Raw genomic sequence first — 15490 nt, 5'->3', positions numbered from 1 at the left:
ATTATGAAAAATAAAAAATGCCCGTCAGAAATATCCAACGGGCATCATAGTCCATCATTCAATCATTGCCATCAAGGTTCAGGCAACTATAACTTACTTATCGCCTCCTTAAATCTCGCTATATCCTCTTCCTCCGTATCCCATGAGCACATCATTCGCACCTCATGTGTACTGTCCTTCCATACATAAAATGGGAAGTGCTGCTGTAGTGGTTCATACCAGTGGCGCGGTATCTCTGCAAACAATGCATTGGCCTGTACGGGGCGGGTAAATTTCACATCAGCGAATGTTGATAATGCGCTATGTAGCAACTGCGCCATACCATTGGCATGTGCTGCTGTTTTACGCCACAGTTCATTAGTGAGCATAGCCTCAAATTGTGCCGCTATAAAGCGTGTTTTAGACGCTAATTGCATCACTTGTTTATGCTTGAATGCTATGTGCTTCTCCAGTTCCTTATTGAAGACAATAACGGCCTCACCATACATCATGCCTGCCTTTGTACCACCCAGAGATAATATATCCACACCCGCTGCGCTGCTTATATCCTTCAGCTCGCAACCAAGCGCAGCTGCCGCATTAAAAAACCTTGAACCGTCCATATGCAGGTACAGGCCATGTTCATGTGCCAGATCACTGATCGCTTTTATTTCTTCGGGTGTGTACAGCGTACCATATTCTGTAGTCTGCGTAATAGAGATCATTGCTGTTTGCGCGTAGTGTACATCTCCCTTGCGAATCAGTCTTTCCTTTATAGCGTCAGGTGTTAGCTTACCATGTTCATTAGCCGGAATAGCGAAGTATCTGCACCCTGTAAAAGTCTCCGGTGCTGATGATTCATCGCAATAGATATGGGAAGTGTCGGAGCAAAGTATCGAGTTATAAGATTGGGTAGCACTGCTGATGCTGAGCACATTAGCCCCGGTGCCATTGAACACAAAGTATACCGATAAGTCGGCTGCAAAAACCTTGCGCATTAGTTCTGTGGTGCGCTTAGTTATATCATCTGCCCCGTAAGAGCGTGCATGGCCTGTATTGGTATTGTGTAGGGCTTCCATCATTTCAGGGAGCACACCGGCATAATTATCACTGGCAAAGCTTTTCATTAAGATTATTTTGTGACGCTAAAATTAAGGGTTTTCTGTACTTTACAGGGTAGAAATAACACAATGAAAAAGTACGTATTCTTTTTACTGGCAATGGTGCTGTCTACTTCGCTTTATGCGCAGCACATTACCAAAATACGCAACCTTTGGACAAGGCCACAGGTGCATGTTTTTTTTGAGGGGTATAGAGTATCGTTCGCCATAAGGGATATCAACAAAGCACTGGCATTATTGCGCCAGACCGGAGATAGTACGCATATAAGTGTCTGCAAGCTGGATACAGCCGGAGACTACAATTATGGGCTCATGCCTGGTACTCATACAGAATACCGCGACGGCATGGAGCCGTTTATGCAAGATCTGATTGGGCCGTTCCTCCTTACTGCCGGCCGTGCAGTAGTAGAGAGGGGCAAAAACAAATTCCTTAAAGAGATCATAGTTGATGTGCAAAGCACAGGGATAGGCGGCGAAACGGTATTCGTAGAGTTCTTCGACCCCGCCAACAACAAACGCATATTCTCTGGCATGATGCCCAGAATACTTTATGGCATGGATCTGGGGATAGATGACTGATTAAGCAACACAAAAAAGAGGCTTCATGGATTTTGGAAAAGTGCCGGATAACGAACTTGATCATATAGACTTTACCCTGCCTCCCGACCCGGAGACAAACAGGAACATACTTAAGAAAGGCAAAGGCAACACAAAATTTTACATAGGCTGTCCCAAGTGGGGTATTAAAGAATGGGTAGGTAAGCTGTACCCTAAAGGAACCAAAGAAAAAGATTTTCTGGCGCAATATGCCACCCAGTTCAATAGTATTGAATTTAATGGATTTTATTACAATGTGCATTCGCGTGAGCAGGTAGAAAAATGGGTAAGAACAGTGCCTGAAAACTTCCTGTTCTGTCCGAAATTCACACAATCCATTACCCACTTCCGCAGGCTAAAAGATGCCAGGCACGAGGTAGATGCATTCCTCAATGTTGTCGAAGCCTTTGGCCGCCATCTCGGGCCTGTATTTCTGATGCCACACCCGCAGATGGGCCTCAGCCACCGCGATGCAATAGAAGACTTTATTGCCGACCTGCCACAGGATATAGACGTGTTTCTGGAATTACGACATGAAGATTGGTACGACCACGATGGCGGCTATGATAAGGAGCTATACAGTTTTATGGTAAAGCAGAAGAAAGGACTCATCATTACCGATGCCTCCGGCCGACGCGATTGCGTTCACATGCATCTCAGCACTCCGGAGTGCTTCATTCGCTTTGTGGGCAATGGTCTGCACCCTACAGATTACACACGTATAGATGCATGGGTACAACGTATAAAACAATGGATGGATCAAGGCCTTGAAACCTGCTACTTCTTTATGCACCAGCATGAAGAACTCCATTCGCCGGAACTGATCAGGTATTTTATACAAGAACTCAACAAACACGCCGGCACTAAGATTCCGCTGCCAAGAATATATGACGAGGGGGCGGCGACCTTGTTTTGACGGCTTTCAAGGAAAGTTTAGCTTCTTTTATTGTGAAGTGGGTATTTAGGTAAGGTCCGACGAATTTATTTGTTTTGCGAAGGCAAAATATTGTAGCTTTATTTTTTCTTTATAAACCTATGAGAGAGGGACAATTTATAAAACGCAACCTTGACAGGTGGAGATCTTACCAGGAGCCGACGGATGATCCGGATGAGATAGCCAGGCATTTTACCTACCTGGTAGATGATCTCTCGTATGCCAAGACTTTTTACCCCAAAAGCAATACGATAAGGTATATCAACAGCATGGCTGCCAATATATACCTGTCGATCTATAAGAATAAAAAAGAGAAGAGTAACCGGTTCGTTACTTTCTGGACCACCGAACTGCCGCTGGCGGTGAGGCGCAATCATCGCATACTGCTTTATGCTTTCTTATTCTTTCTTTCGTTCATCCTTATTGGTGTGTTCTCTGCCTACCTTGATCAGACTTTTGTAAGGGCTGTGCTGGGTGACAGCTATGTAGATATGACCGAGCAAAACATTGCTAACGGCCATCCGTTTAATGTATATGCGGGAGAGAATGAGTTTGTGATGTTTTTATACATAGCTTTTAACAATATAAGAGTGGCATTTCTTACCTACTTCTTTGGCATTACCGCCGGGCTGGGCACTGTTTATTTGCTGTTTAAAAATGGATTGATGGTGGGTGTGTTTGAGTATATGTTCTTCCATCATAATTTAGGTTTCAGATCGGTGTTGGTGATATTTGTACATGGTACGCTGGAGTTATCATCTATAGTCATAGCAGGTGCCGGCGGGCTGATGCTGGGCAATGCAATGCTGTTTCCTAAAACGTATACCAGAATGCAGTCGCTAAAGGCAGCAGCGAAGGATAGTGTCAAGATCATGATATCGCTGATACCCATATTTATTGTCGCGGCATTTTTTGAAGGCTTTGTGACCCGGCATACAGATATGCCTGTGTGGCTGAGCCTGGCTATATTGATATTGTCTGCCAGCTTCATAACCTGGTACTATGTTATTTACCCTATAAAAGTGAGCAAGAGGAATGCCCAAACGGTTTAATTCATTTTTTATATCGCTGTTATGTTTGTTCATTGTCTTTGCATCGCTGCAGACCATGGCAAGTGAATCTGCGACGCCCGTAGTGCAAGAACAATGGGAGGAGATGACCAGGGATAAGGACTTTGGTTATAAGAATGATCTGGAGAAGACAGAAGTGGTAAAGGAGAGTAAGCCGGGTGCATTTGAGAAAATACTAAAAAGTATTGCCGAGTTTCTGGGCGATAAAAATGTGTGGCGGTTGATATGGATTTTACTGGCGGGAGTGGTGGTATACGTGGTGTACAAGCTACTGCTGAGTAATGAAAATATACTCTTCAGCAGGAAGAAAAAGGCGTTGCCCACTGGAGAAACGGAAGGTGATGAACAAATGGGTATATCGGATTGGGAGGTGTTGCTGCAAAAAGCAGTAAGTAGCAATGATCTGAAACTGGCTGTGCGCTATAGCTACATGTGGTTGTTGCAGATGCTGCAGGAAAGTGAACTGATCAAGTACAGGGAAGACAAGACCAATTTTGAATACTATAAAGAACTGCAGCACACAGCCTACAAGCAGTCATTCAAGCAAATATCAAGACAGTATGAGTATGTGCACTACGGTAATTACCCGCTTAGTGCCACGAGCTATAACCAGTACGTAGATCTGTTCAATAATGTAAAAAAGCAATTGGGCAGATGAGGAAGTATACATTGTACATATCGTTCCTCTGCATTGCTCTGCTTTCCCTGAGCAGCTGTAAAGATCAGTTGGAAAAAGAGAAGTGGAAGATCACACTGAAAAAGGACAGTAAGAAGCCCTATGGTACTTACCTGTCACATAATTCACTAAAGTTGTTTTTCCCTAATGCCGATGTGAAGGACCTGAGTAGTACCATGCAATTCAGCACCATGGAGCAAGGCATGATGTACAATTCGAACGGTACCAGCCTGATGATATTGACGGGGCTAAGTTTTAATGTATCGGAAAAGGAATGGACACAGCTACAGGCGTTTGCCAGAGAAGGGAATGAGATAATTATTTTCAGCAGCGATTTTGACAGAAAAATATTAAAGAGTTTCAATCAGGTAAAGGAAGGTGGATTTGAGCGAAGTATCCATGTGGAGACGAAGCAATTTGCGGAGAATAGAAGAGTATTGTCTCTGCCCGGGAATATGGTGAGCAGGTATGGATATAATGGGCGGTCAATTACCGGATATTTTGAAGACATGAGTGGTGTTTACTCTCATGGAGCTAATATAAAGCATGCCATTGAGGCGCGAAAGGCAGATACAGTTGCTACAACTGATACTACCTCTAGCTTGTACAGTAAAGACGGAGAGGGTGCTGCGATGGCAACTGACTCGTTGAACGAGCAAATAAGTGAGGAGGTGGCAGAGGCAGCGAATTATGAAAATGACGAAGAGCTGTCTTATACACTTTCTGATACTTTGAGCTATGCAAATGGTAAGCCCAATTGCTTAAAAATAGCAGTTGGCAGAGGGCATATAACATTACATGCAGCACCGTTGGTAATGAGCAATTATTTCCTGCTACAGGATAACAACATTAATTACCTGGCATCTATCTGGGGGACATTTCCTAAAGACGTGAACAAGATATACTGGGACGATTTTTTTGAACATTCAGGAATCGAGACATCGTCGAATGCATTATGGAACTATGAATCGACACGCTGGGCATTGTTACTGGCATTTTTTGTAGCCGTGGTGTATATACTATTTCAGATGAAACGCAGACAGCGCATAGTACCCATAGTAGCGCCATTGCGGAATGATTCGGTATCATTTGTAGAGACAGTAGGCCGTCTATATTACAACACCGGCAATAACAGCAACCTGGCAGAGAAGATGGTGCAGCAATACCTGGAGTGGGTGCGCATGAACTGCTACCTGAATACCAGCAGGTTGAATGAAGAATTTGTGCAACAGCTGGCTATGAAAACCGGGAAGCCGATAGATATGGTAAATGAACTGATAAATATGGTGCATGAAGTAAGGTTGGGCACAGCAATAATTGATGATGCCTATCTTTATCAGCTATACAGGGCCATTCAACAATTTTATACAAACGAAAAGTAAACTCTATAGATAATGGAAGACTTAGAATCGAACACTATACCACAGCATGATGCCGGTCCGCTATCTGAGATGATAGAACTGGTGCAGGAGCGTATACACAAGGTGATAGTAGGGCAAAATGATATGGTGGAGCAATTGCTAGCCGGACTGCTAGCCGATGGCCATATACTTATAGAAGGTGTGCCGGGTGTGGCTAAAACGCTTACTGCTAAAATGCTGGCAAAGCTGATCAATACCCGCTTTGCGCGTATACAATTTACGCCCGACCTTATGCCAAGTGACGTGTTGGGAACGAGTGTGTTGAATCAGCAGGCGGGTTCTTTCCAGTTCAGGGCAGGGCCGGTGTTCAGCAATATTGTACTGATAGATGAGATAAACCGTGCCCCTGCAAAAACACAGGCGGCCCTGTTTGAGGTGATGGAAGAAAGGCAGGTGACGATAGATGGACAGACGCATAAGATGCAGAGTCCGTTTATGGTGATAGCTACGCAGAATCCGATAGAGCATGAAGGTACTTACCGCCTGCCTGAAGCACAGCTGGACAGGTTTATGATGAAGATAGTAGTAGGCTATCCCACACTTGAGGAAGAGATACAGATACTGGAGCGCCATGATGAAAGCATAATGGCGGACCTACTCAGCAGCCTGGAGCCTGTTATTACGCCTGACATGTTGCTGAATGCAAGGCAGGTGATACGCAGTGTACATATAGAATCTAAGCTGGTGGCTTTTATAGCGCGTATAGTATATGAGACGCGTAATGATAGAAGCATATACCTTGGTGCATCGCCACGAGCGTCGATCGCTATGATGCAGATAGCCAAGGCATTTGCGGTACTGAAGGGTAGAAACTTCGTGATACCTGAAGATATATTACAGGCTGTGAATCCTGTTTTGCGCCACCGTATAAGCCTGACACCGGAAAGGGAAATGGAAGGGGCTACTACAGATGATGTGCTGAAAGAGGTAATAGGGAGATTGGAGATACCGCGTTAATCAATGGCTCAATTGCGTAATGGCTGAATGGCTCAATTGTTTGATGTGGAAGGAATGTGATGGAATGCGGCTTAAGCCTCACCCCGACCCTCTCCAAAGGAGAGGGAGATGTGGATACCTACTTAAAGAGAACCGACCCGATGGCCGTCGGTCAGAGACCGACAGCGGGCGGGCAGCGGGGCAACCATAGGAGAGGGAGCGTTAATGTCCACGCTATCGCGTGGGTGTGTGATGACATCGGAGAGGCGAATTGAATTGATGGTGAATTAATAGTAGCGAGGATAAATAGTGAGGGTATAATATAAATGGGAGTGATAAGGAAATATATAGGTGATCTGCAGATCAGCAACAGGTGGTACCTGATGCTGAGTAGTTGTGTGGTATTGTTCTTTGTGTCTTTCTTTTTTACGTTTCTGTTCAGGCTGGTATTTACTGTTACTATGCTTGTCTTCTTCTTTACTATTGTTGACTATGTGTTGTTGTTTTTTATGAAGGGCGGCTTAACGGGGCACCGTGAGATGGCTTCGAGGTTCAGCATAGGGGATGATAATGAGGTGGTCATTCAGATGGAGAATGAATATCCTTTTAGAGTGCATGGCTTTCTTATTGATGAGTTGCCGGTGCAATTCCAGGTAAGGGATTTTCATCTGGATATTGCTATTTCGCTGCAATCGAAAGCTGTGGCTAACTACAACCTGAAGCCACTAAGCAGAGGGGAGTATCATTTTGGTGATCTTATCTGTTATGTGTCCAGTCCGCTGGGGCTGTTACAGAGACGCATAATACTGGCTGAACCTGAGATGGTGAAGGTATATCCTGCGTTCCAACAACTGAAGAAATACCAGTTGCAATTTATGGCTACCAATACACAAACGGTAGCCGGACTGAAGAAGGTGCGCAGGCTGGGGCATAGCCTGGAGTTTGAAAAGATAAAGGACTATGTGCCGGGTGATGATGTGCGTACTATAAACTGGAAGGCGACTGCGCGCAGCAATAGCCTGATGGTGAATACATTTACCGATGCCCGCCAGCAACAGATCTACTGCCTGATAGATAAGGGGCGCAACATGAAGATGCCTTTTGAAGGGATGACATTGCTGGACTATTCTATAAACGCTTGTCTGGCCATGCTGAACGTTGCATTGATGAAGCAGGATAAGGCAGGCATCATTACGTTTTCGAACAAGGTAAATGATATTGTAGCGGCAGACAGGAGGAATAATCAACTGCACCATATATTAGAAACCCTCTATAAGCAACAAACAGATTTTAAAGAAAGCGATTATGAGGCAGTATGGGTGACCATACATAAGCGTATTACACAGCGCAGCCTGGTATTGTTCTTTACCAATTTTGAGACCTATTCTTCATTGGAACGACAGCTGCCATTTCTGAAGAAAATAGCACAGAATCATCTTATATGTGTGATCTTCTTCCAGAATACACTGCTTGAGGAAATACATGAATCTACCCCTGATGATATAGAAGGTATTTATATAAAAACTATAGCTGACCAGTTTGCCTACGAAAAACGCCAGATAGTAAAAGTTTTAAGGCAGCACGGTATTTTGTCTATTCTCACCACACCGCAGAATTTGAATGTGGATGTTATTAATAAGTATCTGGAGATGAAGGCAAGGCAAATGGTATAACTTAGTCGTAAGTCGTGGCCTATGGGTGTGATATATTTGAATTTAACTCACCTTTTATTGCTGTATGGACTGCAGAAAAAAGTAACAAAATTTTGAAGAAGCCTGAGTGAATTTATTTAAGCAATGGTTTATCTTTATCGTGATTATCGACTGAAATTGGTTGGTTAACAAATCATTTACAAATCTTTTAGGTGACCTTGGGTTACTTTTTCCTTAAATAAGTATTAATCTGTGTATAGCGCCACAAATAACGATCAACAGTTACTGAGAGCACTGGCCAAAGGCGAGAGGGTGGCTACCGAGCAGATTTATAAGCAGCAATTTCCCATTATCAATAGCTGGTTAATAAAAAACGGTGGTTCTACCGATGATGCTGCCGACCTCTTTCAGGAAGCGATGGTTGTATTGTTCAGCAAAGTACAAAACGAAGATTTTGCGCTGACCTGTGCTATTGGTACTTATTTATTTTCCATAAGTAAACACCTTTGGTACAAGAGATTACAACAGCAGCAGAAAGGCCCTGGCAGACTGTATGACAATACTGAAGATGACGGGGCTGAAGTGGGGATAGCGTATGAGGAAGACATAAATGTGCACCATGAGCGCGAGGTACATTTTAACCAGTTAGATACCGCGCTTGACCAGATAGGGGAGCCTTGCAGGTCGCTACTGAAGGCGTATTATCATAAAGATAAGAGCATGCAGGAAATAGCAGCAGATTTTGGATACACCAATCCGGAGAATGCGAAAACTCAAAAATATAAGTGCCTTACGCGGCTGCGAAAATTGTTTTACAGCGTGCAGGCTAAATAATAACTTATGAACACTAATAATAATTGGGAATTAGCAGAAGCCTACCTGGCGGGGAAATTGTCCTCACAGGAGCTGGTGGAGCTAAAGAGCAGAAGGGAAACAGATGAAGTATTTGCCAGTGAGTTTAATGACAATCTTAATCTAATCAGTTCCCTGCAGAGCAATGGCAGCCAAAAGAGGTTCCGTGCAATGCTGAGTGACATACACAAGGAAACTGCTGCTACTAAGACAAGACGTACCATTCAATTACCGGCGCATTTCTGGCGCACATCAGCAGTGGCTGCAACAGTGGCTCTGATGACGTCTTTTATCAGTTACTCAATAATGAACTCTTCTAAAAAGAGTGACGATAACTACACTAACATCAGTAATACAGTAAAGGCGATAGCCAACGACCAGAATAGACTGAAGAAAATTGTTCAGGATTCTGTGATCAATAAGAAGTCACCAATAGTGCCTACATCTGATGTACGCAGGACGGGAACAGGTTTCGCATTGACCAATGATGGTTATTTTGTTACTGCTTACCACGTTATCAACGATGGTAATGGTGAGGGAGATTCGGTATACATACAGAGCAATGATGGTATCTATTATAAAGCATTTGTAGTTAATTACAGTGCTGAGTCGGACCTGGCCATCTTGAAAGTAGAAAGAAAGAACTTCCAGTTTGCCAAGAATGAAGTGCCTTATACATTGGCTGCCAGGAAAGCAGCACTGGGCGCGCAGATATATACTGTTGGCTATCCTAAAGAAGATATTGTATACAGTGAAGGTTATATAAGCGCAAGAAACGGCTACCACGGTAACAGCAAGCAATATACTATGGAATTGCCTGCAGGTCATGGACAGAGCGGTTCACCGGTTATAGATGCTAAGGGTAATGTGTTGGGTATTCTTACAGCAATCAGCACTCCAAAGGAATCTAATACTTATGCAGTGAGTACTGACGAATTACTAGATCTGATAGAGAAAATGCCTACCGGGAACAAGCTGCGCCTGCCTAAAAATAATAAATTAAGCCGTATGAGCCGCGAAGAGCAGATAAGCAAGATGGAAAATTACACATTCTCGGTGAAAGTTTATAAAAAATGAACTCAATAATATTTTTTAGAAAGCAGCCTCTAACGGGCTGCTTTTTTATTTTTGGCAACTTCTCGTAATTAACGAAATTTACATTTTATGTTGAAGTACCTGAACTCTGTAATTGTAGCACTGTTGCTATTTTCTTTCTGCTCCTGCAAGAAAGATCTGCTGCATTGGCAGAAGGTTCAGCAGGTGACGAGTAACACAACCAGCCGGTTGAATAATATAAAGTTCATTTCCAATGATATTTGCCTGATAGCAGGCGGGGAGCTGTTCTTGAATTCTACCGTACTCAGATCTACAGATGGAGGATATAGCTGGGCGGCAAATTCTTATCCTGATGCAGCCAAAGGAATGTATGGGTTCAGTTTTTCGGCTGAAGGGGTAATTTACCTGTGTGGTATTGATGGGGACGTGCTTCATTCTACTGATTCCGGGCAGACCTTTCAATTTAACCGTATTGGTGACTGGGAATATTACGTAGGGGCTTCATTCCCTACCCCTGATACAGGAATATTCGTTAGCACGCATCTCAACTCTTCTGGGTCAATAACAAGGGTAGACAGGAATTATACTATCATAGATAAGCTGGAGCTTGCATTTGGAACGGCCAATATATATATGGCCGGGCGAGATACAGGGTATGTAATTGGGTATGGCGCTGTTTTGAAAACTACAGACAGGGGTAATAACTGGAGTTACCAAGATCCTGCAGATGATAAATTTACCTGTCTTGATATAAAAGGGAATGATATGTGGCTTTGTGGTTATGCGGGTAGCGTATATCATAGTGATGACGGTGGTGCACATTGGGACAAGCGCCGCAATGGCAATGATATTACTTTACCCCGCTACAGGATGCTAAGCATTGTATTTAAAGACAAGAATAAGGGCTGGGCATCGTGCGACGACGGGACTGTGGTATATACTGAAGATAGTGGCCATCATTGGTCGGAATATGACCGGTTTACAACACTGGCGTTGCGCAGCATTGCCGTTTGTCCGAATAACGATCTGCTGGTGGCAGGTGATGGAGGAGTGGTCTATAGGTTGACGACGAAGTAGTAGATAATAGATAATAGATAGTTAAGAGATTAGAAAGGCTAAAGTAGAAGGTCAAAAGCTGGGGTTGGAGCGTGGTGATGCGCTGAATAGAAAAATGAGGGGGAGAGACGCAGAAGTTGTCGGCATATTGCACTATATCCATTAATAATAGCCGTGCTGCTTTTTATTTAGCTATAGTTGTGTATTTTTGTTCTTACAATCACAATAATGAAACGTACCGATATAAACAGTTTAATAGCAATAACGCTGGTAGTAAGTGCTACTATATTGCGTATAGTAAATGCAAATATGCATTTCTATAACTTTGTACCGATGGCAGCTCTGGGCCTTTTTAGCGGCGCTATCATTAAGGACAGGAAGACATTGGCGCTGATGGTGCCATTGGCAGGCCAGTTCATAGCCGATACTTATTTCCAGTTATTTACTAATACTCCAGGTTTTTATCCTGGTCAGTTCTTTAACTATGCAGCACTTGCGTTGGCTACTATGCTGGGTTTTGCCATGAAGCAGCCTAAGCCGGTAAGCGTTTTGGCGTATGTATTTGGCGCATCAGGCATGTTCTTCCTGGTTTCTAACTTTGGTTATTTTATGTCGGGATATAATGGTTATAGCCTTGGCGGGTTAACAAAGACGTATGTAGATGCGATACCATTCTTCCGTAATACCATTGCCGGCGATATGGTAGGTGGTATTTTATTGTTTGGTGGTTTCTTCCTTGCTCAGCGTTTGTTTGCCGATAAGCTGAAGAAAGCGGAATTATAAATAGTTGAATAGAAAATACTTGACGGGTGGCCTTGCCGCCCGTTTTTTTATGTCTGAATCACAGATCAGGCAGATTGCACAGATCGCCGATATACTATTAATATTATAGAGGCGGTGAATGGATGAAAACAAGTGAGGGAAGCATTAAAGGCTAATAGTAACATAATAGGTATTCACTTACATTTGCAATAGCAATGACACAGGAACAATTGAAAGACATGCAGGCGCGAATAGCGCATTTGCACCGTTTTTTGCGCATAGAAGAAAGGCTGGCCAAGCAGGAAAGCGACAAGCAGTTAACGTTATCGCCTGGGTTCTGGGACGATAATGTACGCGCCACAGGAATACTTAAGGAAGTAAAGATCAATAATTACTGGATAGGGCTTTACGATAGCGTAAATGCCAGGATAGACGACTGCGCGGTGCTGTTTGACTTCTGGAAAGAAGGCGAAGCGACCGAGGAGGAAGTTAAAGAAACCTATGCCAGCACACTGAAGGCAATAGACGAACTAGAGTTTAAGAGTACGCTGGACAAGCCGGAGGATGAGATGACCTGTATGGTGGTCATCAATAGTGGTGCAGGTGGTACAGAAAGCCAGGACTGGGCTGAGATGCTGCTGCGTATGTACCGCATGTATGGCGAGAAGCAAGGCTGGAAGGTGCTGGAAGTGGATACGCAATATGGAGATGGTGCCGGTATCAAACAAGCTACGCTGGAGTTTGACGGCGAGTTTGCCTATGGACTATTGAAAGCAGAAAGTGGTGTACACCGGTTGGTACGTATTTCTCCGTTTGATAGTAATGCACGCAGGCATACTTCGTTTGCATCAGTGTATGTTTACCCGGTGATAGATGATACGATAGATATACAGGTGAGTCCGGCGGATGTGGAGTGGGCGTTCTTCAGATCTGGTGGGTCGGGCGGACAGAATGTGAACAAGGTGGAAACGGCGGTAAGATTGAAGCACATTCCGAGTGGAATTATAGTAGAGTGCCAGATAGCCCGTACGCAGGGTGAGAATCGTGAAAAGGCCATGACCATGCTGAAGAGCCGCTTGTATGAAGAAGAACTACGCAAGCGCCAGGAAGTGCTGAATGCCAACAATGCCAATAAGAAGAAAATAGAGTGGGGGTCACAGATACGTTCGTATGTGTTTCACCCGTATAAAATGATAAAAGACCACCGCACAGACTATGAAGTGGGTAATGTGGGGCCGGTGATGGATGGTGAGATAGATGATTTTATTAAGGCCTATTTGATGCAGGCTAATGAGGAGTAAGAAATTAAGTTAAAAATCAAAAGTGAGAAGTTAAAAGTGTGTAGTGTTGGGTGTTCCTGGTGCGTACAAAACGAATACGTCCCGTGCGAATGTCGTGGTTCGGCACTTCGGCAGGCTAGTGTAAAATCAGGCTCACTATGACATTCGGGAGCAGATGTGATGAAAAGGACTAAATAACAAATGAGTAAGACTAAAGAACCCAAGAAGAAGCTGATTGATCTGCATTTATTGCGGAGGTTGTTTTCTTATACGGCGCCGTATAAGAAAACATTGCAGTTTTCTTTGTTCTTGTCTATTAGTCTGGCTATGGTATCTCCGTTACGGCCGTATCTAATTCAGTTTTCGGTAGATCATTACATAAAGGGGCATATGCTGGATATGTTGATCAGAATTAGCGCGTTACAGCTGGTTATATTGATGGTGGAGAGTTTTGTACGGTTCTGGTTTATGTATCGTATCAATTGGCTGGGGCAAACGGTGGTGAATGATATTCGTAAAGCTGTATTTAAGAAGATACTTTTTCAGAACATAGCTTACTACGATAAGAATGCGATCGGGATGCTTACCACGCGCACAGTGAATGACCTGGAATCGGTGAATGACGTGTTCTCTGAAGGGATCATATCTATAGCTGCGGATGTTATGACGATTCTGTCTATCATCACCGTAATGCTGTTTACAGACTGGCGACTTACGTTGGTATGTTTGGCGGTGTTCCCGATCCTTATAGTGGCTACATACATCTTTAAGGAGAGTGTGAATAAATCGTTTCAGCGGGTGCGCAATGCGGTGGCGGCGCTCAATGCATTTGTGCAGGAGCATCTTACCGGTATGTATATAGTGCAGGTATTTGCAGCTGAGCAGCGCGAGATGAACAAATTTAAAGAGATCAATAAGGAGCATCGTAATGCTAACATCAAGGGCATTTTTGCTTATTCTGTTTTTTTTCCCGTGGTGGAAATTATTCTTGCGTTGTCGCTTGGCTTATTGGTATGGTATGGTGCGGTAAGATATCTGCATCATGGCGCATCTATGGGGGTTATTATAGCATTTGTGATGTACATCAACCTGTTGTTTCGTCCTCTACGTATGCTGGCCGATAAATTTAACGTACTGCAGATGGGGGTAATAGCCGGTGAGCGTGTATTTGGGGTATTGGACAGCCAGGAGAACATGCAGCACAACGGTACTTTGCAGCCTGCAACCATAAAGGGAGCAGTAGAATTTAAGGATGTGCGGTTTAGTTATAAAGAGGGTGTGCCGGTGTTGAAGGGCGTTTCCTTCAAGCTGGATGCAGGCAAGACAATGGCCGTGGTAGGTCATACCGGTGCGGGCAAGTCATCATTGATAAGCATTCTTAACCGACAATATGAGATAAGTAGTGGAGAGATATTCATAGACGGTATTAACCTTCATGAATATGACATTTACACTCTTCGCCAGCATGTGGGCATAGTATTGCAGGATGTGTTCCTGTTCTCCGGAACTATTTATGATAATATTACGCTCCGCAATACCGATATACCAGTAAGTAAAGTAGAGGAAGTGGCAAAGATACTGGGCATACATGATTTCATTATGCGCCTGCCCGGTGGCTATCATTTCGATATTATGGAGCGGGGCAATACGCTTTCGCAGGGCCAGCGGCAGCTATTGTCATTTGCCCGTGCATTACTGTACAATCCTTCTATACTCATTCTGGATGAGGCTACCTCTTCTGTAGACAGTGAGAGTGAGCAATTGATACAACATGCCATCGATACTTTGATTAAAGGACGTACGTCAATAGTTATAGCTCACCGCCTTTCCACTATCCGCATGGCCGATGAGATAATAGTGATGGATCATGGTGTGATCACTGAGAGGGGTAGTCATGAGGAACTTATTTCACTTCAGGGATCTTACCACAACCTGTATACTGCTGTAGAACAAACGGTTATTCCTTAATAAAAAGCTATTAAAAATAACAAGAAGTTGAAAATGTCTATATGTTTCTGACATTAACACTGAGGTATGTTATATATGGACTTATTCTCAATTCGGTTTACTAATATTGCTATAAATTATTTTATCAATA

At 43.6% G+C, this 15490-nt stretch carries 14 protein-coding genes; 13 read left to right on the top strand and 1 reads right to left on the bottom strand.

Annotated elements, in window-relative coordinates; translation table 11 throughout:
• Window positions 1-86: 86 nt before the first annotated feature.
• Window positions 87-1106, bottom strand: coding sequence for a threonine aldolase family protein (locus CJD36_RS18080; protein WP_105040604.1), 1020 nt, complete (start codon window positions 1104-1106; stop codon window positions 87-89).
• A 63-nt stretch (window positions 1107-1169) separates the two neighbouring features.
• Here CJD36_RS18080 and CJD36_RS18075 point away from each other — a divergent pair, with 63 nt between their 5' ends.
• From CJD36_RS18075 to CJD36_RS18010, 13 genes are all read left to right on the top strand, one after another.
• Window positions 1170-1679 (top strand): hypothetical protein, encoded by a 510-nt coding sequence (locus CJD36_RS18075; protein ID WP_105040603.1) that lies wholly within the window; start codon window positions 1170-1172, stop codon window positions 1677-1679.
• A 25-nt stretch (window positions 1680-1704) separates the two neighbouring features.
• Window positions 1705-2613, top strand: a complete 909-nt coding sequence (locus tag CJD36_RS18070; RefSeq protein ID WP_105040602.1) for a DUF72 domain-containing protein — start codon at window positions 1705-1707, stop codon at window positions 2611-2613.
• A gap of 119 nt (window positions 2614-2732) precedes the next feature.
• On the top strand, window positions 2733-3683 hold the full coding sequence (locus CJD36_RS18065) for a stage II sporulation protein M (protein WP_105040601.1): 951 nt from the start codon (window positions 2733-2735) through the stop codon (window positions 3681-3683).
• 25 nt (window positions 3684-3708) lie between these two features.
• Window positions 3709-4359, top strand: coding sequence for a DUF4129 domain-containing protein (locus CJD36_RS18060; RefSeq protein WP_161499368.1), 651 nt, complete (start codon window positions 3709-3711; stop codon window positions 4357-4359).
• Window positions 4356-5759, top strand: coding sequence for a DUF4350 domain-containing protein (locus CJD36_RS18055; protein WP_105040599.1), 1404 nt, complete (start codon window positions 4356-4358; stop codon window positions 5757-5759). Before CJD36_RS18060 ends, CJD36_RS18055 begins: the two co-directional genes overlap by 4 nt.
• Before the next feature lie 12 nt (window positions 5760-5771).
• Window positions 5772-6755 carry an AAA family ATPase gene (locus tag CJD36_RS18050; RefSeq protein ID WP_105040598.1) on the top strand — a complete coding sequence of 328 codons (984 nt, stop codon included), beginning with the start codon at window positions 5772-5774 and terminating at the stop codon, window positions 6753-6755.
• Window positions 6756-7060: 305 nt separating this feature from the next.
• Window positions 7061-8407: a DUF58 domain-containing protein gene (locus CJD36_RS18040; RefSeq protein WP_105040596.1), complete on the top strand. Its 1347-nt coding sequence runs from the start codon at window positions 7061-7063 to the stop codon at window positions 8405-8407.
• Between the two features lie 231 nt (window positions 8408-8638).
• Window positions 8639-9220 carry an RNA polymerase sigma factor gene (locus CJD36_RS18035; RefSeq protein WP_105040595.1) on the top strand — a complete coding sequence of 194 codons (582 nt, stop codon included), beginning with the start codon at window positions 8639-8641 and terminating at the stop codon, window positions 9218-9220.
• 6 nt (window positions 9221-9226) lie between these two features.
• A complete protein-coding gene (locus CJD36_RS18030; protein WP_105040594.1) occupies window positions 9227-10315 on the top strand; it encodes a S1 family peptidase in 1089 nt (362 codons plus the stop codon).
• Between the two features lie 87 nt (window positions 10316-10402).
• Window positions 10403-11371 carry a WD40/YVTN/BNR-like repeat-containing protein gene (locus CJD36_RS18025; protein WP_105040593.1) on the top strand — a complete coding sequence of 323 codons (969 nt, stop codon included), beginning with the start codon at window positions 10403-10405 and terminating at the stop codon, window positions 11369-11371.
• Between the two features lie 207 nt (window positions 11372-11578).
• Complete coding sequence (locus tag CJD36_RS18020) at window positions 11579-12133, top strand: DUF6580 family putative transport protein (RefSeq protein ID WP_105040592.1); 555 nt, start codon at window positions 11579-11581, stop codon at window positions 12131-12133.
• 194 nt (window positions 12134-12327) lie between these two features.
• The gene (gene prfB, locus CJD36_RS18015) at window positions 12328-13413 is read left to right on the top strand and encodes a peptide chain release factor 2 (protein WP_105040591.1); all 1086 of its coding nucleotides are present in this window, start codon (window positions 12328-12330) and stop codon (window positions 13411-13413) included.
• 180 nt (window positions 13414-13593) lie between these two features.
• Window positions 13594-15360, top strand: a complete 1767-nt coding sequence (locus CJD36_RS18010; RefSeq protein ID WP_105040590.1) for an ABC transporter ATP-binding protein — start codon at window positions 13594-13596, stop codon at window positions 15358-15360.
• Window positions 15361-15490: the final 130 nt, after the last annotated feature.

It is taken from the genome of Flavipsychrobacter stenotrophus, from assembly GCF_002954265.1.
GTDB lineage: Bacteria > Bacteroidota > Bacteroidia > Chitinophagales > Chitinophagaceae > Flavipsychrobacter > Flavipsychrobacter stenotrophus.
Note: the sequence above shows the minus strand (reverse complement) of the source record. Positions and strands in the feature narration are given on the sequence as shown.

Bases quoted from the DNA above. Each gene is read 5' to 3' on its own strand.
- CJD36_RS18080 (WP_105040604.1), bottom strand. From the start codon at position 1,106: ATGAAAAGCTTTGCCAGTGATAATTATGCCGGTGTGCTCCCTGAAATG.
- prfB (WP_105040591.1), top strand. From the start codon at position 12,328: ATGACACAGGAACAATTGAAAGACATGCAGGCGCGAATAGCGCATTTG.
- CJD36_RS18070 (WP_105040602.1), top strand. From the start codon at position 1,705: ATGGATTTTGGAAAAGTGCCGGATAACGAACTTGATCATATAGACTTT.
- CJD36_RS18075 (WP_105040603.1), top strand. From the start codon at position 1,170: ATGAAAAAGTACGTATTCTTTTTACTGGCAATGGTGCTGTCTACTTCG.
- CJD36_RS18020 (WP_105040592.1), top strand. From the start codon at position 11,579: ATGAAACGTACCGATATAAACAGTTTAATAGCAATAACGCTGGTAGTA.
- CJD36_RS18030 (WP_105040594.1), top strand. From the start codon at position 9,227: ATGAACACTAATAATAATTGGGAATTAGCAGAAGCCTACCTGGCGGGG.
- CJD36_RS18055 (WP_105040599.1), top strand. From the start codon at position 4,356: ATGAGGAAGTATACATTGTACATATCGTTCCTCTGCATTGCTCTGCTT.
- CJD36_RS18040 (WP_105040596.1), top strand. From the start codon at position 7,061: ATGGGAGTGATAAGGAAATATATAGGTGATCTGCAGATCAGCAACAGG.
- CJD36_RS18010 (WP_105040590.1), top strand. From the start codon at position 13,594: ATGAGTAAGACTAAAGAACCCAAGAAGAAGCTGATTGATCTGCATTTA.
- CJD36_RS18065 (WP_105040601.1), top strand. From the start codon at position 2,733: ATGAGAGAGGGACAATTTATAAAACGCAACCTTGACAGGTGGAGATCT.
- CJD36_RS18050 (WP_105040598.1), top strand. From the start codon at position 5,772: ATGGAAGACTTAGAATCGAACACTATACCACAGCATGATGCCGGTCCG.
- CJD36_RS18025 (WP_105040593.1), top strand. From the start codon at position 10,403: ATGTTGAAGTACCTGAACTCTGTAATTGTAGCACTGTTGCTATTTTCT.